The 23258-nt window shown below is 44.0% G+C and carries 22 protein-coding genes; 17 read left to right on the top strand and 5 right to left on the bottom strand.

From position 1 onward, the window contains the following. Window positions 1-27 precede the first annotated feature (27 nt). The 11 genes from moaC to ABDD94_RS19765 are packed head-to-tail and all read left to right on the top strand — an operon-like array spanning window position 28 to window position 8575. A complete protein-coding gene (gene moaC, locus ABDD94_RS19815) occupies window positions 28-516 on the top strand; it encodes a cyclic pyranopterin monophosphate synthase MoaC (protein ID WP_345953684.1) in 489 nt (162 codons plus the stop codon). Continuing rightward, the gene (locus ABDD94_RS19810; RefSeq protein ID WP_345953683.1) at window positions 509-1657 is read left to right on the top strand and encodes an NTP transferase domain-containing protein; all 1149 of its coding nucleotides are present in this window, start codon (window positions 509-511) and stop codon (window positions 1655-1657) included. Before moaC ends, ABDD94_RS19810 begins: the two co-directional genes overlap by 8 nt. 37 nt (window positions 1658-1694) lie before the next feature. Beyond that, window positions 1695-2186 (top strand): hypothetical protein, encoded by a 492-nt coding sequence (locus tag ABDD94_RS19805; protein ID WP_345953682.1) that lies wholly within the window; start codon window positions 1695-1697, stop codon window positions 2184-2186. Between the two features lie 5 nt (window positions 2187-2191). After that, window positions 2192-2935 (top strand): molybdate ABC transporter substrate-binding protein, encoded by a 744-nt coding sequence (gene modA / locus ABDD94_RS19800; protein WP_345953681.1) that lies wholly within the window; start codon window positions 2192-2194, stop codon window positions 2933-2935. A gap of 43 nt (window positions 2936-2978) precedes the next feature. Next, window positions 2979-3653 carry a molybdate ABC transporter permease subunit gene (gene modB / locus ABDD94_RS19795; protein WP_345953680.1) on the top strand — a complete coding sequence of 225 codons (675 nt, stop codon included), beginning with the start codon at window positions 2979-2981 and terminating at the stop codon, window positions 3651-3653. Then, complete coding sequence (locus ABDD94_RS19790) at window positions 3650-4504, top strand: ATP-binding cassette domain-containing protein (protein WP_345953679.1); 855 nt, start codon at window positions 3650-3652, stop codon at window positions 4502-4504. Before modB ends, ABDD94_RS19790 begins: the two co-directional genes overlap by 4 nt. Before the next feature lie 57 nt (window positions 4505-4561). Beyond that, window positions 4562-4801: a molybdopterin converting factor subunit 1 gene (gene moaD / locus ABDD94_RS19785; protein WP_345953678.1), complete on the top strand. Its 240-nt coding sequence runs from the start codon at window positions 4562-4564 to the stop codon at window positions 4799-4801. Window positions 4802-4817: 16 nt separating this feature from the next. Further along, window positions 4818-5228 (top strand): molybdenum cofactor biosynthesis protein MoaE, encoded by a 411-nt coding sequence (locus ABDD94_RS19780; protein ID WP_345953677.1) that lies wholly within the window; start codon window positions 4818-4820, stop codon window positions 5226-5228. Window positions 5229-5232: 4 nt separating this feature from the next. After that, window positions 5233-6228 carry a GTP 3',8-cyclase MoaA gene (gene moaA / locus ABDD94_RS19775; protein WP_345953676.1) on the top strand — a complete coding sequence of 332 codons (996 nt, stop codon included), beginning with the start codon at window positions 5233-5235 and terminating at the stop codon, window positions 6226-6228. A 2-nt stretch (window positions 6229-6230) separates the two neighbouring features. Continuing rightward, window positions 6231-7391 carry a HesA/MoeB/ThiF family protein gene (locus ABDD94_RS19770; protein ID WP_345953675.1) on the top strand — a complete coding sequence of 387 codons (1161 nt, stop codon included), beginning with the start codon at window positions 6231-6233 and terminating at the stop codon, window positions 7389-7391. Further along, window positions 7388-8575: a molybdopterin molybdotransferase MoeA gene (locus tag ABDD94_RS19765; RefSeq protein ID WP_345953674.1), complete on the top strand. Its 1188-nt coding sequence runs from the start codon at window positions 7388-7390 to the stop codon at window positions 8573-8575. Before ABDD94_RS19770 ends, ABDD94_RS19765 begins: the two co-directional genes overlap by 4 nt. Window positions 8576-8588: 13 nt before the next feature. On the opposite strand, the gene ABDD94_RS19760 is transcribed toward ABDD94_RS19765, so the two are convergent. Further along, complete coding sequence (locus tag ABDD94_RS19760) at window positions 8589-12998, bottom strand: translocation/assembly module TamB domain-containing protein (protein WP_345953673.1); 4410 nt, start codon at window positions 12996-12998, stop codon at window positions 8589-8591. A gap of 90 nt (window positions 12999-13088) precedes the next feature. Between ABDD94_RS19760 and tsaD the strand changes: the two genes are divergently transcribed. Genes tsaD through ABDD94_RS19745 form a run of 3 tightly spaced genes read left to right on the top strand, consistent with a single transcriptional unit; the run spans window position 13089 to window position 15215 of the window. Beyond that, window positions 13089-14090, top strand: coding sequence for a tRNA (adenosine(37)-N6)-threonylcarbamoyltransferase complex transferase subunit TsaD (gene tsaD, locus ABDD94_RS19755; protein ID WP_345953672.1), 1002 nt, complete (start codon window positions 13089-13091; stop codon window positions 14088-14090). A gap of 10 nt (window positions 14091-14100) precedes the next feature. Continuing rightward, on the top strand, window positions 14101-14271 hold the full coding sequence (locus tag ABDD94_RS19750) for a hypothetical protein (RefSeq protein WP_345950370.1): 171 nt from the start codon (window positions 14101-14103) through the stop codon (window positions 14269-14271). Window positions 14272-14282: 11 nt separating this feature from the next. After that, entirely contained in the window at window positions 14283-15215 is a 933-nt protein-coding gene (locus tag ABDD94_RS19745) for an alpha/beta hydrolase (RefSeq protein ID WP_345953671.1), read from the top strand. A gap of 53 nt (window positions 15216-15268) precedes the next feature. On the opposite strand, the gene ABDD94_RS19740 is transcribed toward ABDD94_RS19745, so the two are convergent. Further along, window positions 15269-16300, bottom strand: a complete 1032-nt coding sequence (locus tag ABDD94_RS19740; protein WP_345953670.1) for an aldo/keto reductase — start codon at window positions 16298-16300, stop codon at window positions 15269-15271. 232 nt (window positions 16301-16532) lie between these two features. After that, window positions 16533-17552: a recombinase RecA gene (gene recA / locus ABDD94_RS19735; protein ID WP_345950373.1), complete on the bottom strand. Its 1020-nt coding sequence runs from the start codon at window positions 17550-17552 to the stop codon at window positions 16533-16535. Window positions 17553-17751: 199 nt separating this feature from the next. On the opposite strand from recA, the gene ABDD94_RS19730 reads away from it, so the two are divergent. The 3 genes from ABDD94_RS19730 (at window position 17752) to ABDD94_RS19720 (ending at window position 20612) form a co-directional block, all read left to right on the top strand. Then, window positions 17752-18555: a methyltransferase, TIGR04325 family gene (locus ABDD94_RS19730; protein ID WP_345953669.1), complete on the top strand. Its 804-nt coding sequence runs from the start codon at window positions 17752-17754 to the stop codon at window positions 18553-18555. Between the two features lie 67 nt (window positions 18556-18622). Continuing rightward, window positions 18623-19165: a DinB family protein gene (locus ABDD94_RS19725; protein ID WP_345953668.1), complete on the top strand. Its 543-nt coding sequence runs from the start codon at window positions 18623-18625 to the stop codon at window positions 19163-19165. Between the two features lie 100 nt (window positions 19166-19265). Continuing rightward, the gene (locus ABDD94_RS19720) at window positions 19266-20612 is read left to right on the top strand and encodes a DUF418 domain-containing protein (protein WP_345953667.1); all 1347 of its coding nucleotides are present in this window, start codon (window positions 19266-19268) and stop codon (window positions 20610-20612) included. 252 nt (window positions 20613-20864) lie between these two features. On the opposite strand, the gene ABDD94_RS19715 is transcribed toward ABDD94_RS19720, so the two are convergent. After that, window positions 20865-21335 (bottom strand): OsmC family protein, encoded by a 471-nt coding sequence (locus ABDD94_RS19715; protein WP_345953666.1) that lies wholly within the window; start codon window positions 21333-21335, stop codon window positions 20865-20867. A gap of 87 nt (window positions 21336-21422) precedes the next feature. Beyond that, complete coding sequence (locus tag ABDD94_RS19710) at window positions 21423-23159, bottom strand: phospho-sugar mutase (protein ID WP_345953665.1); 1737 nt, start codon at window positions 23157-23159, stop codon at window positions 21423-21425. Window positions 23160-23258 lie beyond the last annotated feature (99 nt).

Raw genomic sequence — 23258 nt, 5'->3', positions numbered from 1 at the left:
TAGCTTTGTATGCATCCAAGCACTTCTATGAATCAACCCGTCAAAACATTCTCGCATATTAACCCCGATACCAACTACCCAACCATGGTTGATGTGAGCGATAAGCAGGTGACTAAACGCATAGCCAAAGCTCAAAGTACAGTGGTTTTAGGGCCAGAAATAATGCAGCACCTGCAGGGCAATGATATCCAAACTAAAAAGGGACCTGTATTTCAAACAGCCATTATAGCCGGCACTATGGCTGCAAAAAAGACGGCAGACCTGATACCACTGTGCCACCCGCTGGCGTTGGAAAGCTGTAAGATTGAAATTACGATTAACGAAGAGCAGGAAGTGGTGATAGGATGTACGGCTGCCATCACATCAAAAACCGGCGTAGAAATGGAAGCCTTAACCGGCGCCAGCGTAGCTGCACTAACTATTTATGATATGTGCAAAGCATTTTCGCATAACATCCTTATTAAAGAAACCAAACTGCTGGAGAAAACAGGAGGCAAAAGCGATTTCAATGGATAATCATCAAAAACATGCTAAGCTGGCAAAGCCTTCATTGGGGGAGTTCCACCGAAATGAACTGGCCATTTTAGGTACTAATTGTGCTAACATCCGCAAGCTGTCTAACCAAATTATACAAGAGCTTTACGCCAAATACCAAGTCGCTTTTGTTGATGCCGATCATCAAGCGGCTCAGGCAGATGAAAACTCAGTTTTAGCTCATGGCGCAGCACTTGAGTTTACCGATAAAGTTAGCCACCGTGTGTTTGCTTACAAGCAAAAGTTTAACGCGTTCCAAAACCGCACGTTGTTTAATGAACAGGACCTGGTGTTGGTAAATGGCAATCACTTTGCGGCACAAAGCCAAATTGTAGTGATAGATCCGGTTAAACCTTTAGATAAAAAACTGGAGAAACTTACCAATGTACAGCTTATTTTGTTGACAGATGGCGTCAGTTCGATTCCGGATTACCTCACCAACCACTTACCTGCCGGCGCAGCTGTGCCTATTTTAAAGATGGCTGATGTGTTGGCTTTAACAACTTTTATTGACAAATATTTGCTTAGCCGTTTGCCGGTTCTTAACGGCTTGGTATTAGCTGGCGGGCAAAGTCAGCGTATGCAAACGGATAAAGGCAGCATACAATACTTTGGAAAAAGCCAGCGGTTGCATATGTATGAGATGATGAGTGCGTTGTGCACGGAAACCTTTGTATCTTATGCCAGCCAGCAATGGGTTAACCAGCAGGAGCAACTGCCTGTTGTGTTAGATAGCTTTACAGGTTTAGGCCCTTTTGGTGGCATCCTATCTGCCTTTCAACAAAACCCCAACGCGGCCTGGCTTACCGTAGCTTGCGACCTACCATACTTAACCGCGCAAACCCTAAATCATCTGATGGAAAATCGTAATCCATCTAAAATAGCTACCTGTTTTATGGATAGTGAAAACCAGTTTCCGGAGCCTTTAATTACTATTTGGGAACCCCGGGCCTATCCGGTAATGCTACAGTTTCTAAGTCAGGGGTACTCTTGTCCGCGCAAAGTCCTCATTAATTCGGACGTGGAATTGTTACAAGCCCCTGCTGTTGAGGAGCTGCAGAATGTAAACTACCCGGCGCAACGGCAGGAAGCAATGGCTCGCTTGCAGCAAGGTGGTTTATAAAAAACTGCTATCTTGCCGGTTAAACTAATATATACTCATGAGGAAATTTTATATAGTAATGTGCCCATTGTTGCTGTGCATGGCTTTTGGCCTGCAATCAGTAGCTCAAAACATTACTATTAGCGGCGATAGCATTGCAACTTTTACCATCAATAAAACAATGTTTCGTGAAATGAAGCAGGCAGTAGTAATGGCCAAAGCGCATGACGACAAAGTGCACCGCTATACCGGTGTAACGGTGGCCAACCTGCTTGCCAAAGCCGGCATTTTGTTAGGAGATACCGCTAAACGTAAAAGCATTATCAGCTACATTGTTGTTACCGCTGCCGATAATTACAAAGCTATTTACTCCCTTCCCGAAATTGACCCTCTTTTTGCTAACCGCACCATTTTACTGGCAGATAAGGAAGACAAAAAATTATTGGCTTCAGAGAACGGGCCCTATCAAATGATTGTACCGGCCGAAAAGGAGCATGCTCGTTGGGTGCGCCAGGTAGTGAGCATTGAAGTAGTAACCCTTAAACAATAATTAGAATGAAAAGGCAATGGATTTTTATTCTTGCTTTATTGATGATAATGCCGTTTGCCGCAACAGCGCAAAAGCTGCGCATTGCAGTAGCTGCTAATGCACAGTTTGTAGCCGGTGTGCTGGCCAAAGCCTTTAAGCAGCAAACCGGTGTTACAGCCGAACTTATAGTTGGTTCATCCGGAAAGTTAACCGCCCAAATTGAGCAAAGGGCGCCTTTTGACGCGTTCTTGTCGGCCGATATGAAATACCCCCAGGAATTATTTGATAAAGGGTTTACTACAGGCAAGCCCAAGGTGTATGCCTATGGCGCTTTAGTAGTATGGAGCAAACAGCCGTTAAAAGCCGGTTTGGCATCGCTAAAAGAAAATGAGTTTCGCAAAGTAGCCATTGCTAATCCCGCGCTGGCGCCTTACGGCGAGGCAGCCCTGCAGGCGCTCAAAAAGCTAAAACTGGCTGATGATCTGCAACCTAAAATAGTGTATGGCGAAAGCGTTGCCCAGGTAAATCAATACTTGCTTACCGGTGCTGTTGATGCCGCTTTTACGGCCAAGTCGATAGTGTTTGAGCCGGCACAGAAAAGTATAGGGACGTGGACTGAAGTAAGTAGCAAACTATACAGGCCCATTGCACAGGGCGTGGTTATCATAAAGCCGGCAGCCGGAAAGAATAGCAAGTATGCACAGGCGTTTTATAATTTTCTGTTCAGTGCAAAAGCTAAACAAATTTTCAAGCAATATGGCTACAGGTAGATAGGGGCTTCCTGAAATCAAGTATCAGCAATCTGAATTAAAGATGGATTATCAACCTTTATGGCTTACCCTAAAACTGGCAATGGTAACAACCGTTTGCTTGCTGGCCATAGGTATACCATTGGCGGCTTTGCTGGCCAAAAGTAAATCACCCTTAAAGGCCGTTGCCGAAGCTATTGTTGGCTTGCCACTGGTATTGCCGCCCTCTGTTTTAGGCTTTTACCTTTTACTGGCCTTTAGTCCTAACAGTGGCTTGGGTAAGTTTCTCGAATGGGTGTTCAATGTACGATTAGTTTTTTCATTCCCCGGGTTGGTTATCGGGTCCATTATTTACAGTTTGCCATTTATGGTGCACCCTGTACAAGCGGGACTGGAGGCCTTACCTCCCAGTTTGCGTGAAGCTTCGCAAACATTGGGTAAATCCAATTGGCAAACGTTTGTACATGTACTGCTGCCTAATATTAAGCCGGCCTTATTAACCGGCACCATACTCACTTTTGCACATACTATAGGCGAGTTTGGCTTGGTGCTGATGATAGGCGGCAATATACCGGGGGTTACACGGGTTGCCAGTATTGCAATTTACACAGAGGTTGAAGCTTTAAACTTTAAGGCGGCGCATGTTTATGCCGGTATCATACTGGTTGTAGCCTTCATTATTCTGCTCTCAGTTTATCTCATTAACAAGCGACTTGCCAGAAAGGGTTTGCCGGTATGATTAGAATCGATATCCGTAAAAAACTTCACATGGCTGGCGGGAATGGTGAATTGGTAATAAATACAAACCTGGCCCAAGGTTCTTTTACCGCGGTTTTCGGGCCGTCGGGCGCCGGCAAGACCTCTCTTTTACGGATACTTGCAGGACTAATGCAGCCGGAAGAAGGCTACATAGAAGTGAATGGAGAAGTTTGGCTGGATACAGTACGTAAAGTTAATCTTCCCCCGCAAAAACGGAATGTTGGTTTTCTTTTTCAGGATTATGCGCTTTTTCCGAACATGACAGTGCGCGAAAACTTGCTGTATGCCTTACCGGATGCAGGAGACAAGCTACAGGTGAACTCATTACTGCTTACCCTGAATATGCAGGCGCTGGCCGATAAAAGACCGGAGTTACTATCAGGTGGGCAGAAGCAACGCGTGGCGCTGGCCCGGGCCCTATTACGCAGGCCGCAACTGCTGTTGCTGGATGAACCGCTCTCGGCACTTGACCATAGCACCCGTATAGCTTTACAGGATGAGTTGAAAATAGTGCATCATAAATATGGCGTCACTACGTTGCTGGTAAGCCACGATGTACCCGAGGTTTACAAACTGGCTGAGAACGTTATTAGTTTGGATGCAGGCAGCATACAACAAATTGGCAGTCCGGCACAGGTATTCGGCTTACAGCAGTATACTAACGGGCTAATGGTTATAGGGGAAGTTATTGGAGTGAATAATGGTATCATACAGGTACTAACCGGTCATGCTGTAATTCAGCTGAGTGAAACTGAACAAACAGCAGGTTTAAGCATCGGCACCCGGGTAAGTATACATGCAGCTGACTTATCTTTACAAAAGCTTTTGTAACTTTATAATTATTAAGAAACCTTTAGTATGACGGTCAGTTTCTTAAACAGACAACAAATGAAAGTATTGCTTTTTGGGATAACCCGCGAAATTACAGGACAGAGCAGGCTTACTATTCCTGCCGATGCCGGTATTGGTACGGTAAAGGCCTTAAAGAATTGGTTAGCGCAGCAATACCCGGCCATGCAGGGCCTAACTTCACTGGCCGTAGCGGTAAACAGTGAGTATGCCAGCGATGAAGATTTAATAAACCCCGACCAGGAAATTGCATTAATTCCGCCGGTTAGCGGCGGATAATAAGCAAACGATAAACGTGTTAATTAAGTTAGTTGAACATATAGATTTGAATGAGGCGTATGCCTATCTGCATTCGGCCGAGGCTGGTGCCGTTAACTTTTTTATAGGTACGGTACGCAATCATTCAAAAGGCAAAGAAGTAATCAGGCTGGATTTTGAAGCTTATGATGCTATGGCCATCCGGCAAATGGAGCATTTGGCTAATGAGGCTTACAATAAATGGCCACTGGTTAATCTGGCTATAATACATGCGGTAGGCGCTAAATATCCTGGAACGCCGGTAGTTGTTATAGGTGTATCATCGGCACATCGCGATGCCTCTTTTGAGGCCTGCCGCTTTTTAATCGATGAGTTGAAAAAGACAGTACCTATTTGGAAAAAGGAATTTTACGAAGATAATAGTGTTTGGGTAAACGCCCATCCTTAATATAATGAAGCAGAGCTTATTGATTGATAAATATGGCAGGCAGCTGAATTACCTGCGGCTTTCGGTAACCGACCGCTGCAATTTCAGATGCTATTACTGCATGCCCGAAGAAGGCATCAACTTTGCTCCGCGCAAAGAGTTGATGACTTTTGACGAGATGCTGCTTTTATCAACCACTTTCTGTAACCTGGGTATATCCAAAATACGTATTACCGGCGGCGAGCCTTTTGTGCGTAATGGTATTATGCCTTTTCTCAAAAAGTTGAGTGTTGTAAAAGGCTTAAACGAAATTACGGTTACCAGTAATGGTACGCTCTCTGCCAAATACCAGGCTGAGTTATTGCAAATGGGTATCCGCAAGATCAATATCAGTTTGGATTCATTGAGCCGCGAGCGCTTTGAACATATAACACGCCGCGACACCTTCGACAGCGTTTATGCCGGCATTTTCAAGCTGCTGGATAACGGCTTCGAGGTAAAACTAAACTGCGTGGTAGCCGAGAATAAAAATATTCAGGACATTGTGCCCTTTATTGAACTTACCAAAAATCATTCACTATCCGTACGTTTTCTGGAAGAAATGCCTTTCAACGGCAGCGACGGATCGCAGGTACAGTCAGACTGGGATTACAAGCGTATCTATGGTCACATCGAGCAATATTATCCTGAAATTAACCGCTTAATCAGCGATGCCAATTCAACTTCGGTTAATTATAAAATATCGGGTTATAAAGGAAGTTTTGGGATTATCCCTTCCTTTAGCCGTACTTTTTGCGGCACCTGTAACCGTATCCGCCTTTCGGCAACGGGCGAACTGCGCACGTGCCTGTATGGCCCGCCTGTAATTAACCTGCGCGATTTATTGCGCAAAGGGGCCTCCATAGATGATTTAGAACAAGCTATATTGCATGCTGTAAGTCAGCGTGAGCGCGACGGCTATGCGGCCGAAGTTGCCAGTAAAGGTGCTATTCATACATCAATGTCGGTTTTGGGTGGATAGCTATGGAAACGTTTTCACATACAGAACCAACCTCTTCTTTCAACAATCGGTACTCCCGCCAAATGCAATTGGCTAATTTTGGTGAAGCGGCGCAACAAAAGTTAAGCAAAGCCAGTGTGTTGGTTGTAGGTGCCGGAGGACTTGGTGTGCCCGTTCTGCAATATTTAACAGGGATGGGCGTAGGCAAAATTGGCATTATAGATCATGATGTTATTAGCTCTACTAATCTGCATAGACAGGTTTTGTACAACGAGAGCGAGGTTGGCCAAAGCAAAGCAGCAGTGGCCGCCGCTAAACTACAAGGCCTGAACCGCGACGTGAGCTTTCAAGTGTATAACGAAGCCATAATACCCCAAAACGCGTTACCTATCATCCAAAAATATGATGTAGTAATAGATGCAACCGATAATTTCAGTGCCCGCTATTTGCTGAATGATGCCTGCGTTATACTCAACAAGCCGCTAGTGTATGGTGCTGTGCAACAGTATGAAGGGCATGTAAGCGTATTTAACTATCGGGGTGGGCCAACCTATCGGTGCCTTTATCCAACGGCGCCAGTGGCAAGTGAGATACCCGATTGCAATACGGCGGGTGTATTGGGTGTTGTGCCAGGTATTGTAGGTTGCCAGCAAGCCCTGCAAGCTATTAAAGTTATTACCGGCGTTGGGCAAACACTATCAGGCTACCTGCAGATATTTGACTTTTTGCAGGATGAGCAATATAAAATAAAATTGAAAGCCAAGCCTGCTAACAGGCAGCTAAGCACTTTGCAGCCAAGCTACGATGCGGTCGTTTGTAATACTGTAGCACCGCTTTCGGTAGAGGAATTATATGACTGGTACGAAGCTGGAAAAAGTTTTAAACTGATTGATGTTCGTGAGGCAGATGAGTTTGCTGATGAACATTTGAAAGCGGCTGTTTCGATGCCTTTAATGCAGTTTAAGCCAGCTGATATTACTTTGCAAACAGATATACCCATAGTTACATTTTGCCAAAAAGGCGCCCGTAGCAACAAAGCTGCTCAAATGTTGCAAGCTTACTACCCCACTGCAACTATCTATAGTGTAATTGGAGGGATGGAATATTGGCAGGATGAGTTCGACGATGAGTATATTTTAACATCGGAGGCCCTCCCCGGTGAAAAATTAGGAGGGACCTTATGATAGCTGTATCTGAGGCGCTGCAACTCGTAAATGATCAAGCACAAAGCTTCCCCCCCGAGGAGATCGATCTGCTACAATCTGTCGGCCGCATATTGGCTCAGCCGGTAATTGCCGACCGCGACTTCCCTCCTTTTCACCGCGCCACAATGGATGGCATAGCTGTTAACAGTGCTGCGTTTCAAAATGGAATTCGACAATTCCCTATTGAGGATATTCAGCCGGCAGGGCACCCGCAAAAGCAATTATACAATCCCGATAAGTGTATCGAAATAATGACCGGCGCTATGCTGCCTATAGGTACGGACGCGGTGATCAGGTATGAGGATATAGAGATAGCCGAACAGGTGGCACAGGTAAACCTGGATGCTGTAACGCCTTACCAAAATGTGCATCTGCAAGGTACCGATGAAAAGGCAGAACAGATATTGGTTAAACCGGGTGTTAAAATTACGCCGGCAATAATAGCAATAATGGCATCGGTGGGGCTGAGCAGGGTAAAGGTTTATTGCCTGCCACGCATAGCCGTTTGTGCAACCGGAGATGAACTGGTACCGGTAACCCAACAACCCAAACCACATCAAATAAGGCAATCAAATAGTTACATGCTCTTAGCTGCGCTACAGGAAGAGGGTATTAAGGCCACCGGTTATCATTTACCCGATGAACCTATGGGCATGACGACACAGCTATCAACTATGCTTCAGCAGTATGACGTGCTACTCTTTTCGGGGGCGGTTTCTAAAGGTAAGTTTGACTACCTGCCACAGGTTTTACAGCAATTGGGTATGCAAACTGTTTTTCACAGTATTGCACAAAAGCCGGGTAAGCCCCTGTTGTTTGGCAAGTTTAAAAGCGGCGTGCTTGCATTTGGTTTTCCTGGTAACCCGGTTTCTACCTGGGTCTGTTTCCAGTTGTACTTTAAAGCCTGGTTATACAGTTCGCTTAGGGTACCGCTATCAACTATTAAAGCTGAGCTTGGTAAAAGCACCACCTTTAAACCAGCGCTTACCTATCATGTGTTGGTACGCCTGTCGAGCCAGGAGAATAAGATAATTGCTACGCCGGTGGATACCTCAACATCGGGTGATATGGTGAATTTAATGCAGGCCGAAGGATTTATCAGTTTACCTGCGGAGCAAATTCAGTTTGAGGTTGGGCAAATATTTAACGTTCAGCTTTTTTAAGCAAAAATTAAGCTTACTCTTCGTCCGGGTCGTCAATAATAGCCGGCGTTGTACTGTTTGACGGCTGTACTGGTGTAGAAGGCGTTCTGCCTCTCCTGAACAAATTCCTGAAAAACTCGCCAAACGTATCAAAATCACGTTGATAGATCAAGCCCAAACCATTAACATACTGTGCAGCAGAGATTGAACTAGTAATTGTAGTGGTATTCAACACGCGATAAGAAAACCTGCCCCGTAACTGGCCATCGCTACGGATAAGATATTCTGCATTGAAGTCGGTTGTTAATGCCCTAAAACCAGAGTTGAAGATATTAGCCGAATTATTGCTAAAAAGGTCATTAGTCCCTAACGCGTTGTATACACTTCCGTTAAGCAAAACACGATCGTTAAATAATCGCAGTGATGCACTGGCGTCACTTTGTGAGCGTATATTGATATCCAGACTTCGGAAATTGGTTGATTGTGCAATATAGCTATTGAGTTTGTTAAAGAAAAACTCGCTGGCTGCGGATGTTGCCGTACCTAAAACCTGCTCATTGATATTGGTACCTGTACCAGGGGCAAACTGCCGTCTTACAATTAAGCTTAATGCCTGCTGGTTACGGTTATTAACGTCCGAAAGATAGGCACCCATATCATCCTTAATGCTTGGATTGAGCGGGAAGTTAAAATCAAATTCAATGTTAGGTTGTAGCAAGGTACGTGTTAAATAAAGCTGCGCCTGTACCAATTCCTGCCTTGTGCCCTGTGGTGATTGCTGGCCAGCGGCTTGGTACAATGGCGCAATATTAGCTCTTAACTCATAGATGGCGTTTAGATTGATCTCGGCATTTGATGGATTTCCTGTCCAGCGTAGTGAACCACCCTGGTTAATTTGAAAGTTTTTGCTGATAAAGTTTTTGGCCGTAAATTCAAATTTACCCGAATTGATCAGGAAGTCGCCCCGCATATCAAAATCGCCCAGGCTGTTAATGTTAAGTTTAAGCCCACTGGCGGTTCCGCGGCCTTCCAGTAAACCTAAGTCTGTTGTGATGCGCACTAATGTTTTCTCATCTGCCGAAAGGTCAAAGTTCAGCGTTACGCCTTTGAACGCATTTCTGCTCGAAATAACCTTAGTAGAATCGGTGTGGCTCACAAAGCGTATAAAATCGTATTCACCTGCTGTGGCCGATGTGTTTAACGGAATATTGAATACCGTACCTTCTTCAGTCTTGGCCTTGATGTCGATATTCATATTATCAATCGGGCCGGTGAAGCTAAAGCGGCCGGTACCAAAGGCGGTACCATAATAGAGGCGGTTATCTCTAAAAGTAGTATTTAGCGCCATCAACTTGGTTGCTTGTATGTTAATGTCTAAAGTAGGAGTGGAAATGTTAGTTAAGTCTACCGTGCCATTAGCTATTGCCTTGCCGCCTCTTGGGTCGGTCAGCGTCATGCCGTCAATCTTGATAACGCTGTTGCTTACCGTGAGTTTGTCATTAATGGTGTAAGGTACTTTCAAATAGTCAACCGTAACGCCGGTGTTAGCAAGGGTGATATCACCGTTCAGTTGCGGGTTAGATGGAGCGCCTGTAAGTTTCAAGTCAGCCGAAATGGTGCCTTTAACATCAGAAACCAAATTCTTGATAAACGGTGCAAAAATAACCGCCTCCGTTTGATCCATGCGGACATCGAAATCCAACTTATCACCCGATTCCTTATTAAGATAGTAAGCGCCGGCTATATTCAGCGTCTCCAGCCCTCGGTTAAGGATGTTCATTTTTACGTTGGCCCGCTTACGCTCATTGTCCAGGTCTGATACGATTTTTACATCGCCCACCAGGGTCTTGTTCATCATGAGCGAATCAATGCGCATATTGGCATCTATGCCAGGCGCTTTCAATACGGCACTTAAATTTACATCACCGCTGAGAGCGCCTCCCAGCAATACCCCGCCCGACTTGGTTAATTGGTTAAGCGTAGACATTCTGAATTTGTCAAACTGCAACTTTAGTCTATCCTTTGCGCTCGATGATATGAAACCGTCAATACGTACATGCTGCTCACCGTTACTCAGTTCAAATCCTTCAACCTGGGTTTTACCGTTCAGCAAGCGTATACGAACCTGCTCTGTAAGTCGCCATGATTCGCGCTCCAAAACTACCTCAGATGGCAGTAGCTTAAGCTTAGCCGTGGTGTCGCGTCCAAACTCCACCAGGCCATATAAGTCTAATTGGTTGGTGGCGTTTTTATCTGATAGTTTTACGTTAAAGTTCAGGCTGTCATTACGTAAAAAGTTGGTAATGTTAATATCTTTAATGTACAAGCTATCGGTTAAATCCACTTTACTTAACGAGACGTTAAGGTTCAATAAACTATCGGCGGTGCTTTCATCCACAATGAAATCATGAAACACCATCTTGCCGTACTGTACCGTTTTAATAAGGCCGCTCAGCGTAGCGGTTTTATTAGCCGAATTGAACCGGCCTACGAAAGTACCGCCCTCCGGTATTTTCAAATCGGGTGCAAAAATGAGCAAAGCAGGATCGAGGTTTTTGAGATTAAGCCTAAACTCAAAGTCTTGAAAACCGGGTTTGTATATCTTGGTCTTTAATGAGGGGATGTACTTTTTGGCAATGGTTTTATAGTAAGACGGCAAGGTATTTAAATCAAACCGGCCTTTAATGCTGCCATCGGCCAGATCAGATTGCAGACTGATGGTGCGGTTGCTGCCTAAGCCCGTTGCCGTTAACATTAGCGAGTCGACCACGTAATTCTCATGCGGCGTACTTACACGGGTAGGCGTGAGGCTTACAAAGCCCTGTAAATTATTAGCGTTGTTACCCGAAAAGTTGGTGTTGATAGTGGTGCTTAGCGTAAGCGTGTCTTTAATAAAACCAAGCTTGTTTAACCGAGCGTCTTTAATTGTTCCGGCCAGCTGATATTGTGGCGATGCAGGTTTGAGATTCACATTGCCGGTTAAATTTAGCTTTATATTATGGTCGGCCACCTTAACGTTGGCTTTGGCAATCTGATTTTTAAAGCTGCCTTTAGTGCTAATGTTATGGTAAGTATATCCCTTAAAGTCCAGGTAGTTTATTTGCGCATCCAGATCGGTTCGTAGATTTTTCAGCTCATCACCGCTGCCATCAATCTTGGCAGAAAATGTACTGCGGCCAAGCATGCTGTTATCCAGCAAATGAGCCAAATTAAAATTAGTGGCTGCAACAGTGCCCTTGTAAGCCGGAACACCCTTGTCATTAAACCGCAAATTAATGTTAGGATTGAGGCGGCCCAGTAAGGTTTTAAAGGTGCCTTTAAGATTAAAATTGTTTTGGGTGCCGTTTAACTGACCATTAAAGCTGATGTTGCCAAACTTGGCCAAAAACTCAGGAAGTTTACGGTTGGGCGTGCCAGTAAAGCGGCTGTATAAATTATCGAGATCTTTTTTATTAGTGGCCAGTTGGTCAAAGTCGAGCGCCAGGCGGGTGGTTTCCCACTCGGGCAACCCTTTCAGCTCAAAATTACCTTTTAGGTAAGTAGCCTGACCTGCAGATACAGTTAGGTTACGAGCTTTAATGTGATTTACCTTGCCGCTGGCACGCCCGCTTAAATCAAGTTCGAAGTTGATTTTGCCTAATGAGCTGGTAAAATAACCAATATCTGTTGATGATAAGTGAGAGCTCTTCAAATCGGCATCCATCACCACCTTGTTCTCGAAATCACTAAAATCATCAAATGATTTATAGCGCATTCTAAAATAGTCTTTCAGCCTGGAGTTTGGCGTAGCCAGAAAAAGGTTTTGCAGTCTGATCTGGTTAGTGTCAACCGTTGCATTTACAGAAAGGCTTTTAACAATAAACCCGCTTTTTTCATGCAGTGTTAAATTCTGCAGATTGCCCTTAAAAAGGTGGTTTTTCAAATCCATGCCGGTAAGCACGGTAGTAAAACGACTAACATCCAAATCGTTAAAATTAACCTGATGTGGGGTAGCAGTACGGTTTAACGAATTTTTGTACCTGAAATGAAAATTACTGATGCCAATACGATCAAAATTTAGTGTCCAGGGTTTGCCGGCTTTTTTTATGGTATCTGCCGGGCGGTTGAAATAATCTATAATGAATTGTACGTTCGTAGTGCTATCTTTTAGCTTCTTTAGGTAGACAGAGCCGTTATTCAACTGTATGCGCTTAAACTCTATATGGCGGTCTTTCAGGCTGTTGAAGATCGAAAAATCGCTAAGCTCTACTTCAAGCAGGGGGGTGCGTAGCAGCGTGTCTTTTTGTTTGTCGAGCACATAAAAGTCCTCCAACACAACAGACGAGAATGGCTTAACGTAAAGGCTCTTGATATCAACCTTGGTATGCAGCTCTTCCGAAAGGTATTTTGCAGCTTTACGGGCAGCCCAGGTTTGTACCGGCTTGTACTGGATAAGAACTAACATTATACTGACAATGAGCAGTACAATGAGTACCAGAACAAGCGCTATTTTGAGTATTTTTTTGATAATTTTGTAGCTTTAAAAACATATCAAGTGCCTGTAATTTTAGGAATAGAATCTTCGTGCGATGAAACCTCGGCTGCTGTATGTGCGGATGGTGCGATGCTTAGTAACATCATAGCTAACCAAACCATACATGAGGCCTATGGAGGCGTTGTGCCTGAGCTGGCATCAAGGGTTCATCAACAGAATATCATTCCTGCTGTACAGCAAGCAATATCTAACGCAAAAATACGCAAAAATGATATTGATGCAGTAGCTTTTACACGCGGACCAGGCCTTTTAGGTTCACTTTTAGTGGGCGTATCATTTGCCAAAGCATTTGCCCTGGCTAATAACCTTCCACTTATTGAGGTGAACCACATGCAGGCCCATATTTTGGCGCACTTCATTGATGAACCTAAACCATCATTTCCCTTTTTATGTTTGACTGTTTCGGGCGGGCATACACAAATAGTTTTGGTAAAGGATTACTTTGATATGGAAGTGATTGGCCACACGCAGGACGACGCTGCCGGCGAGGCAATGGATAAGACCAGTAAAATACTGGGTTTGCCCTATCCCGGCGGTCCGCTGATTGATAAGCATGCCCGATTGGGCAATCCGGATGCTTTCCAGTTTCCCGAGCCGCAGATACCCGGCTATAACTTTAGCTTTAGCGGGTTAAAAACAGCTATCTTGTATTTCATTCAAAACAACGAAGCTAAAAATGCCGCGTTTGTAAAGGACAACTTAGCCGATATTTGCGCTTCGGTTGAAAAACGCATTGTGACCATATTGCTGAACAAATTAACTAAAGCAGCAAAGGCCTATGGCATTAAGGATGTAGCTTTGGCCGGAGGCGTTTCGGCTAACACCGGTTTACGGCAAGGTTTGCTCGATGTTGGCGCAAAATACCACTGGAATACTTTTATACCCAAAATGGAGTATTGTACCGACAATGCTGCAATGATAGCCATAGCCGGTTACCATAAATATTTAAAAGGTGATTTTACGGACCAACATGTGGCGCCGCTGGCCCGCATGCCATTTTAAACATAATTTTATGAGCATACCCTCACTAATATTCTGGTTGATTTTTGTAGTTCCCCTGGTAGGGTTGTTGATTTGGGTAATGCGGCAGGACAAGCGCAAAGGCATCACCGGTTTGGTGGTACTTGGCTTAACTGTTGTTATTGCTATTGTTTACATGTATGTGCGTACAGGTGGCAAATAATTAAAAATCTTATGGTAAGGTGCCTTTTTTTGGTTGTAAGCTTATTGGTGACTACGGCTACATACGCCCAGCGCACTGCCGGCCTTACACAACAGACCGATACCTCTTTTACTAATTATAGCGCTTACAAAAATGCTAAAAAGAAGTATTCGCAAATACAATTGGTAAAAGACAGTCTGCCACCATTGGTAAAGGCAAGTCAGAATATCAATTATCGAACAGTAAACGATCAGAAGCTGCTATTAGATGTGTTTAGGCCCAAGAAAGCAGCTCAAAAGCTTTTGCCCGCCGTAATCATTATTCATGGTGGTGGCTGGCGCTCGGGTAGCCGTACACAGCATCACCCACTTGCTGCGCGACTGGCCGAGCAAGGTTTTGTTTGCTTTACACCTGCTTACCGCTTATCAACCCATGCTTTGTACCCGGCCGCTGTGCAAGATCTGCAAGCTGCTATCAAGTGGGTTAAGGCCAATGCGAAAAAAAACAAAGTAGATACGCAAAGAATAGTTGTTTGCGGCTTTTCGGCAGGAGGGCAGTTGGCCACCTTGTTAGGTACTACCGTACCTGGCATTAAAGCCATTGTTGATATTGATGGTACGCTCGCTTTCATTCACCCTGAATCGGGCGAGGGTGACGACAGTAAGTCTGTTTCGGCTGGTACAAATTGGTTGGGTTATACCAAAACTGAAAAACCAGAATTATGGCAACAAGCAGGCGCTTTGGCCCATGTTGGTTCCCGCACACCACCTACGCTTTTCGTCAACAGTTCGGTAGACCGAATGCATGCTGGTCGTACCGATTATATAAACATCTTAAACCAGTATCATATTTATAACGAGGTGCATACCTTTCCGGATTCTCCTCATGCGTTTTGCCTATTTGAGCCCTGGTTTACACCTACAGTGGCATATATTACAGGTTTCCTAAATAACGTTTTAAAATAAAAAAAACCGCTTTGACCAACAAAGCGGCTTTTCTTATCTTATATAATTGCCGATTAATAAAACTTAGGCGGCGGTATCAGTTGCGGGTTTTGACGTTGGTGCCAGTAAGGATATATCGGGTCGCGGTCGCTCGCAGCGTCCAGTTTTTTAACCTGGTCAGTAGTTAAGTTCCAGCCCACGGCGCCCAAATTTTGTTTTAGTTGCTCTTCATCGCGTGCGCCAATTATAATGTTGGCAATAGTTGGGCGCTGTAGCAACCAGTTTAAGGCCACTTGCGGTACTGATTTGCCGGTCTCCTCGGCTACTTCATCTAAAACATCCACAATTTTGTACAACAACTCAAAGTTGGTAGCCGGACCATGTGATCCGCCTTGAGCCATGCGGTTATTTTCGGGAATCGGCTGGTTTCTGCGGAACTTGCCACCTAAACGGCCCGACGATAGTGGGCTCCAAACGATAGTGCTTACTTTGTGTTCAATACCCAACGGCATCAATTCCCACTCAAACTCGCGGTCGAGTAATGAATAATATGCCTGGTGGGCTACATATTTAGACCAGCCGTAACGTTCTGATATGGATAAAGATTTCATTAAGTGCCAACCCGAAAAATTTGAGCAGGCAATGTAACGTATCTTGCCACTGGTAACCAGGTCATCTAAAGCTTTTAATGTTTCCTCAACCGGTGTATTGGCATCAAAACCGTGCATGTGGTAAATATCAATATGATCGGTCTTGAGGCGGCGCAAGCTGTCTTCACATTGTTTTATGAGGTGTGAGCGTGATGAACCAAAATCGTTTGGCTTATCGCTCATAGGAAAGGTTGCTTTGGTGGATATAAGTACCTGGCTGCGTAGGCCTTCTAACGCCTGGCCTAAGATTTCTTCTGAAGCGCCGCCTGAGTAAATATTGGCTGTGTCGAAAAAGTTAACACCTGCATCAAGGCAAAGGTTCACCAGGCGTTTAGCCTCATCAACCTGGGTATTGCCCCAAGCCTTAAAAAATTCGTTGCCGCCGCCAAAGGTTGCTGTGCCAAAGCTAAGCACCGGTACAAATAGCCCCGATGCGCCTAATTGTCTGAATTCCATAGTGTGTATTTGTAGTTGAAATGAATGTATTTGCTGGTATTAAAATAACACACTATGCCGCAAATGTTTGTCAGTTATTTATCAGGATGCACAGAAGGTCTTTTACTTTCGGCATAAGCGTCATCTATATTGTAAATGCAGTTATCATCTGATGCTTCAACAAACTAATAATAATCGCACACAAAAAAAGCCGCTTAAAAGCGGCTTGTATAATTAATTAGATTTAAAAAGCTTATTCCACTTCCTCAGGCATGTTATCACCTGACACAACTTGTTTAATCTTGTTTTCCAGTTCCTCGGCTAATTCCGGATTGTCGATAATTAATTGTTTTACAGCATCACGACCCTGGCCTAAGCGGCTGTCGCCGTAGCTAAACCATGAACCTGCTTTTTTTATGATGTTATGCTCAACACCCAGGTCAATGATCTCGCCGGCTTTGGATATACCTTCGCCAAACATAATGTCAAACTCGGCTAAACGGAACGGAGGTGCCACTTTGTTTTTTACAATTTTCACCTTTACACGGTTACCTGATACTTCATCACTATCTTTAATTTGAGATATACGGCGTACATCCAAACGTACAGAAGCATAGAATTTTAAGGCGTTACCACCGGTAGTAGTTTCGGGGTTACCAAACATTACACCAATCTTATCGCGTAACTGGTTAATGAAAATACAGCAACATCCGGTTTTGCTAATGGTACCGGTAAGCTTCCGTAAGGCCTGTGACATTAAGCGGGCATGTAAACCCATTTTAGAGTCGCCCATCTCTCCTTCAATTTCGCCTTTAGGTACCAATGCTGCTACCGAGTCAATTACCAATATATCAATGGCGCCCGAGCGGATCAGGTTGTCGGCAATTTCTAAAGCCTGCTCACCGTTGTCAGGTTGAGAGATCAGTAGGTTCTCTACATCCACTCCTAATTTTTGAGCATAGAAACGATCAAAGGCATGCTCAGCATCAATAAAAGCTGCAATGCCGCCTCTCTTCTGCGATTCCGCAATGGCATGGATAGCCAAAGTGGTTTTACCTGATGATTCGGGACCGTAAATCTCAATTACACGGCCTTTGGGTAATCCGCCTACACCTAAAGCCAGGTCCAACGTTAACGAACCGGTCGGAATTACCTCTATAGGCTCGATTACAGAATCGCCCAGTTTCATGATGGTTCCTTTACCGTACGATTTTTCCAGCTTATCCAGTGTAAGCTGCAATGCTTTTAATTTATCTGCGCTTGCGTTACTCATCTTGTTTATTTTCTATAACAAATATACTTAATAAAGTTCATATACTAAAAAAATTAGTAATTTATTTTTGGTTGATATAAAAGTAGGTAACTTAATTTTTAAACGAGGTATTGGTTTATTAAGGCTTTAATAAACCCGTTAGTCTTATTTTCCGTATAGCATAAATATACAGTAAAATATTCCATTTCAGATCATCATTATGCCATTTAAGAAAGGCGAATTTGTGCCAGAGATACTAAAGAGAGCTATTAGATACAGTTTCAAGTACGGGTGGCATGGGCGCTATGCTAACTGGCAGGATGCGCTGCAAAAAACCACTGGCTATAACGCCCAAACGGTATTGCAGCGTGTTAAGGCCGGCGCATTACAAGTTAAAGAGGGCAAGTATGCTTATGAGCGTGATGGCATTACTTATAGCAATATTGAAGTAGCTTATCCGCTTTTAGCTGCACTACTGTGGATAGCATCGCAAAACGACAACAGGCTTAGCCTGGTTGATTATGGCGGCTCGCTGGGCACATCGTACCGGCAAAATTTTCCGTTTTTAAAGCACCTGCAAACGTTAGAATGGCGCCTGGTTGAACAAGCTATGTTTGTAGAAGAAGGCCGCAAGAATTTTGAGGATGAACATCTGCACTTTTACCATTCACTTGAGGAGGCGTGTAAGAACAACGGTACACCACAGTTATTGCTGTTCTCCAGTTCACTGCAATATATGGAAAGGCCATACGAACTGTTAACAAAGGTGGTAGAATCTAATATTCCCTACCTGATGATAGACCGTACTGCATTTATTGATGAGCCTGAAGACCGCCTCACAATTCAAAGCGTGCCGCCTGCTTTTTATGATGCTTCATATCCATGCTGGTTTTTTAGCGAGGCTAAAATGAATATCTTCTTACAAAACGCCTTTGAACCGGTCTGGGGCTTTACGTCGGGTCAGAAAGTACAGTTAGGATTACAGGAACTGGATTATACCGGCAAGCTATGGCGCAGAAAATAATAGCAGGCAGTTAATGTCGCAATTGGCATTGTAGATTGCCGTGTTAGCACCCTGCCTTAAACCGGCAATGCCTATAGCTTTGTATCATATTTTTAATGATATGATAGCGCAAGCCATAAGCGAGTATGAAGAAACTACCCAGCAACTGCTGAGATTGTTAAGCAAATTTACACTTGCACAATTTAACCAGGTACCTTTTGAGGGAAGTTGGACGGCCGGGCAATTAGCAGAGCACGTGTTAAAATCACAATCGAGCATCGGCGAGTTATTTGGAGGCGGCGCCAGGCCGGCTAATCGTAAGCCCGACGAAAAACGGGAAGAGATCAAGAGTGTGTTTCTGGATTTTACCATCAAGATGCAATCGCCGGAGTTTGTGGTGCCTTCTGATGGGGCAAAAGATAAGGATACGCTTTTGCAGCAATTGGAAGCAACCCGCGGTAAAGTAACACAAGCCGCTGCTGCTTATGATTATACTTATGAATGCATAGGTTTTGAATTGCCGGGCTCGGGTCCGTATACCCGCATTGAATGGCTTTACTTCATTATATATCACACGCAGCGGCATGTTCATCAACTGCGCAATATTTATCACAAGTTGTGTTTGGTATAAATACTCCAATTTAAAATACGAGCTGTTAAAAAGAGTTAAAGTATTGGTTTACAATTATTAGTAATATATCTTAGTAATAACAACCACTAACACTCACATTATGCCAGCTCAAACCTTATCCAAAGCACAGCCGGTTGCCCAAGCCGACCGTATACAGGCTATTGACATTTTGCGGGGCATAGCCTTATTGGGAATCCTTCTGATGAACATTCCGGGTTTTGCCATGCCCGAAAGGTATTCGGACGTTTTTCATCAGGATACACACAGCATTAATTTTTGGACGGACGCTGTAATTACGGTATTATTTGAAGGTAAGATGCGTGCCTTGTTCTCTATGGTTTTTGGGGCCGGCATACTGCTTTTTGTAATGCGTAAAGCGCAGAACGGACAACCGTTTAAGGCCTTGTTTTTTAGACGAATGGGCTGGCTGGTATTGTTTGGCCTGATACATGCCCATGTTTTACTTTGGGAGGGTGACATCTTATACGGATACGGCGTTATAGGTATGCTGGCTTTTATTTTTCGTAACATGAAGCCTAAGTACCTGGTTTGGGCAGTACCTATTGTAGCTATACTGGATTTTACGGCGTCTACATTATTCTATCAAAATATCAGAGGGCAGCGGCTGGCTTACAATAGCGCTATAGCCCTGCAAAAACAAAACAAGCCATTAAGTAAACAGCAACGGCAAGCGATTACCACCTGGCGGGCAACCGAAAAAGAGTTTTTGCCCAATAAAACCGAGATAGCCGCGCATACCCGCAGTATGAAATCTGACTACAACGGAGTGGCCAGTTATATACGTCCGCTAACATGGGGCTTTCAAACTAAATACTTTATTTTTTTGATATGGGATGTGCTGGCCTTAATGATGCTGGGCATGGCTCTTTATAAGTGGGGATTTATGACCGGCGGGTGGACGGCCACCCAATACAGGTTAACAGCGCTGGTTGGCTACTGTATTGGCCTGCCATTGGTTATGTTAGATTACTACCATGATTACCGGCAAGCGCATGGCAGTGCGGCTTCTATACATTACCTCGAAACGCATGCCATGTCGTGGTGGGGATTAATCTATCCCTTTCAACGTATATTGTTGGTTATGGCACATGCCAGCGTACTGTTGCTTATGGTACGTGCCGGGGTGTTTAAAGGGTTAACTAACCGCCTGGCCGCTGTTGGACAAATGGCTTTTACCAATTACATCATGCAAACTGTGTTTTGTACGCTTTACTTTTTTGGTTATGGCTTAAATAAATTTGCAGAGCTGCAGTATTACCAATTATACTATGTAGTTGCTGTGATATGGGTCATACAACTAATTGTAAGCCCGGTATGGCTAAAGTATTTTTTGTTTGGACCGCTCGAATGGCTGTGGCGTAGCTTAACTTATTGGCAGTTACAACCTATGCGGCGCAATGCACAACAAATAGCAGTTGCTGTTTAATTGAAGTGAAAGACCAACGGTAAGTCATCTATTGTTTTAAATTAGCCCTGATTGTTCCAATTAAACCAATTATAGTAATTGAGTTGATGTACCCGCCGCTTTAACTTTACCAATATTAACAGCGCTATAAAATTCGCCGTAGTGTTAGGTATTTATGAAGCATAAAGTAAAATGTTTACAGCACAGCTTTGAGCAGGCTGCTTAAAGATAAGATGGCGTTTTTTACACAGAGTTTAACACCATTTTTTAAAATTATGCTACTTCACCCGTGCCCTTATGATATACAGGAAACTTAACCGAATTGGCAACAAAGCAAAACCGGTTGGCTTTGTGATGCAGTTCATCCAACTTTGCAAGCATTGTAGCGTCGCTAACTACCACGTGCGGCTTCAGTGTAGCCTCGGTAAAGTAGCCGCTGCCATTAGTTTCCTCAATCATAACAGCGGTAGCCTTATCGGTATAGGCTAATACATTAACACCTGCTTCGGCGCACACATGCAAAAACCAAAGCATGTGACAACTCGATAACGAAGCCAGCAACATTTCCTCCGGGTTATGTTTATCTGCATCACCACGAAAAGCCTGATCTGATGATCCCTGAATTACCGCTTTATTGCCGATGCTGATTTCGTAAGAACGCTCATAAACGCGATAGTTTGAGGTGCCCTGGCCAGTGTTGCCGGTCCAGGTTAGGGTTGAGGCGTAGGTGTGTTGTTTGTGCATGTTAATAAGATAGTAAGCTGTACAATTACTTTTTAAACAAAAATCCCGGACTGAATAGCCCGGGATCGTTATAATCATGGAGTAACATTAAACACCTAGATCCTGCATTATGGCGTCAATCTTAGCATCCATTTGCTGGTCGGTTTCCTGATAAACCTCTTTGCTGGTTAATTCGCCTTTTACGCTGCAATAGAATTTAATTTTAGGCTCGGTGCCTGATGGACGAGCGGATATAATACTGCCATCCTCGGTAACGAACTGTAATACGTCTGACTTAGGTAGCTCAATAGGCTTAGTCGTATTAGTATTCAAGTCTGTTTCCACACGCTGCTCATAATCTTTTAACGCAACTACTTTTGAACCACCCAATGTTGCAGGCGGATTGGTACGGTAGCGCTGCATCATGGCTTTAATCTCCTCGGCCCCTTCCTTACCTTTTTTGGTTATGGAGATCAGTTTTTCTTTGTAGAAACCATATTTAAGATAGATGTTGGCCAGTGCATCAAACAGGCTGTTGCCTTTGTCTTTGTAAAAAGCCGTCATCTCGGCAATAAACGCTGCAGATACTACAGCATCTTTATCGCGTACAAACTCGCCGATAAGGTAACCATAGCTTTCTTCGCCACCGCCAATAAAGGTTTGTTTGCCTTCAAACTGGGTCATCAGCTCGCCAATAAATTTAAAGCCGGTAAGGGTGTTGTAACATTTTACGCCCTTGTCGGCCGCTATAGCATCGAGCAGATATGAGGTTACAATAGTTTTTACGATGTACTCATTACCAGTTAATTTGCCTTTCTCTTCCCAGGCGGTTAACAAGTAATCAATAAGCAAGCTAGCTGTTTGGTTACCGTTCAGCAGCACAAACTCGCCGCTGCTGTTTTTTACTGCAATGCCTACGCGGTCGGCATCAGGGTCGGTTGCCATTACCAGGTCGGCGTCAACGTCCTGCGCTTTTTTGAGGGCAAGGGTTAGAGCTTCTTTTTCCTCAGGGTTGGGATAAACCACGGTAGGAAAGTTGCCATCAGGCGTGGTTTGCTCTTCTACCAGAATTACGTTCTCAAAACCAAACTGTTCCAAAGCTTTAGGAACCAAAGTAATGCCGGTACCATGTATAGGCGAGTAAACTATTTTTAAACCTTTTTGGCGCTGTATAGCCTCAGGCGATATGGAAAGCGTAGCAATGCTATCCAGATAGAGTTTATCAATCTCCTCACCAATCAGCTCAATGTTAGCTTCGTTGCGGGTAAACTTTACTTCGTCTATACTTTTAATTGCTGCTACTTCCTGCAACACCGCTTTATCATGAGGAGCTACGTACTGGCCACCATCAGCCCCGTAGGCCTTATAGCCGTTGTACTCTTTAGGATTGTGCGAAGCCGTTAACATAACACCGCTTTTACAGCCTAAATGCCTAACTGCAAACGACAGTTCGGGAGTAGGACGCAAAGCTTTAAAGAAGTAAACGTAAATGCCGTTAGCCGAAAATACATCAGCCGTAATACCGGCCAATACATCAGAGTTGTTGCGGCTATCATGCGCAATTGCCACCTTTACCTGCTCGCCAGGATAGGTCTTTTTAAGATAATTAGCCAGGCCTTGCGTAGCCACACCAATAGTATATTTATTTACCCGGTTTGAACCCGGACCCATAATGCCGCGCAAGCCACCGGTACCAAATTCCAGATCGCGGTAAAACGAGTCGGTTAATTCTGTATATGCTTTGTCGTCCAGTAACTTTTGTACGGCCTGTTTAACATCGGCATCATAATTACCTTCGAGCCATGAATTTGCTTTTTGTAAAATGGTTGGGTCTAACTCCTGCATATGTAATATATTTTGTTCTGGTAGTGACGATTGTTTTAGTTCAAATATGATAATAAAAAGGATTTATCACATTATCATATTCCATTTATGTGTTAAATA

Source organism: Mucilaginibacter sp. PAMB04168, assembly GCF_039634365.2.
Classification (GTDB): domain Bacteria; phylum Bacteroidota; class Bacteroidia; order Sphingobacteriales; family Sphingobacteriaceae; genus Mucilaginibacter.
This window is presented reverse-complemented; position numbering and strand designations above follow the sequence as displayed.

Excerpts from the sequence above, each read along its gene's own strand:
- moaC (WP_345953684.1), top strand. The coding sequence starts at position 28 with ATGAATCAACCCGTCAAAACATTCTCGCATATTAACCCCGATACCAAC.
- ABDD94_RS19810 (WP_345953683.1), top strand. The coding sequence starts at position 509 with ATGGATAATCATCAAAAACATGCTAAGCTGGCAAAGCCTTCATTGGGG.
- ABDD94_RS19805 (WP_345953682.1), top strand. The coding sequence starts at position 1,695 with ATGAGGAAATTTTATATAGTAATGTGCCCATTGTTGCTGTGCATGGCT.
- modA (WP_345953681.1), top strand. The coding sequence starts at position 2,192 with ATGAAAAGGCAATGGATTTTTATTCTTGCTTTATTGATGATAATGCCG.
- modB (WP_345953680.1), top strand. The coding sequence starts at position 2,979 with ATGGATTATCAACCTTTATGGCTTACCCTAAAACTGGCAATGGTAACA.
- ABDD94_RS19790 (WP_345953679.1), top strand. The coding sequence starts at position 3,650 with ATGATTAGAATCGATATCCGTAAAAAACTTCACATGGCTGGCGGGAAT.
- moaD (WP_345953678.1), top strand. The coding sequence starts at position 4,562 with ATGAAAGTATTGCTTTTTGGGATAACCCGCGAAATTACAGGACAGAGC.
- moaA (WP_345953676.1), top strand. The coding sequence starts at position 5,233 with ATGAAGCAGAGCTTATTGATTGATAAATATGGCAGGCAGCTGAATTAC.
- ABDD94_RS19770 (WP_345953675.1), top strand. The coding sequence starts at position 6,231 with ATGGAAACGTTTTCACATACAGAACCAACCTCTTCTTTCAACAATCGG.
- ABDD94_RS19765 (WP_345953674.1), top strand. The coding sequence starts at position 7,388 with ATGATAGCTGTATCTGAGGCGCTGCAACTCGTAAATGATCAAGCACAA.
- ABDD94_RS19760 (WP_345953673.1), bottom strand. The coding sequence starts at position 12,998 with ATGTTAGTTCTTATCCAGTACAAGCCGGTACAAACCTGGGCTGCCCGT.
- ABDD94_RS19750 (WP_345950370.1), top strand. The coding sequence starts at position 14,101 with ATGAGCATACCCTCACTAATATTCTGGTTGATTTTTGTAGTTCCCCTG.
- ABDD94_RS19745 (WP_345953671.1), top strand. The coding sequence starts at position 14,283 with ATGGTAAGGTGCCTTTTTTTGGTTGTAAGCTTATTGGTGACTACGGCT.
- ABDD94_RS19740 (WP_345953670.1), bottom strand. The coding sequence starts at position 16,300 with ATGGAATTCAGACAATTAGGCGCATCGGGGCTATTTGTACCGGTGCTT.
- recA (WP_345950373.1), bottom strand. The coding sequence starts at position 17,552 with ATGAGTAACGCAAGCGCAGATAAATTAAAAGCATTGCAGCTTACACTG.
- ABDD94_RS19730 (WP_345953669.1), top strand. The coding sequence starts at position 17,752 with ATGCCATTTAAGAAAGGCGAATTTGTGCCAGAGATACTAAAGAGAGCT.
- ABDD94_RS19725 (WP_345953668.1), top strand. The coding sequence starts at position 18,623 with ATGCCTATAGCTTTGTATCATATTTTTAATGATATGATAGCGCAAGCC.
- ABDD94_RS19720 (WP_345953667.1), top strand. The coding sequence starts at position 19,266 with ATGCCAGCTCAAACCTTATCCAAAGCACAGCCGGTTGCCCAAGCCGAC.
- ABDD94_RS19715 (WP_345953666.1), bottom strand. The coding sequence starts at position 21,335 with ATGCACAAACAACACACCTACGCCTCAACCCTAACCTGGACCGGCAAC.
- ABDD94_RS19710 (WP_345953665.1), bottom strand. The coding sequence starts at position 23,159 with ATGCAGGAGTTAGACCCAACCATTTTACAAAAAGCAAATTCATGGCTC.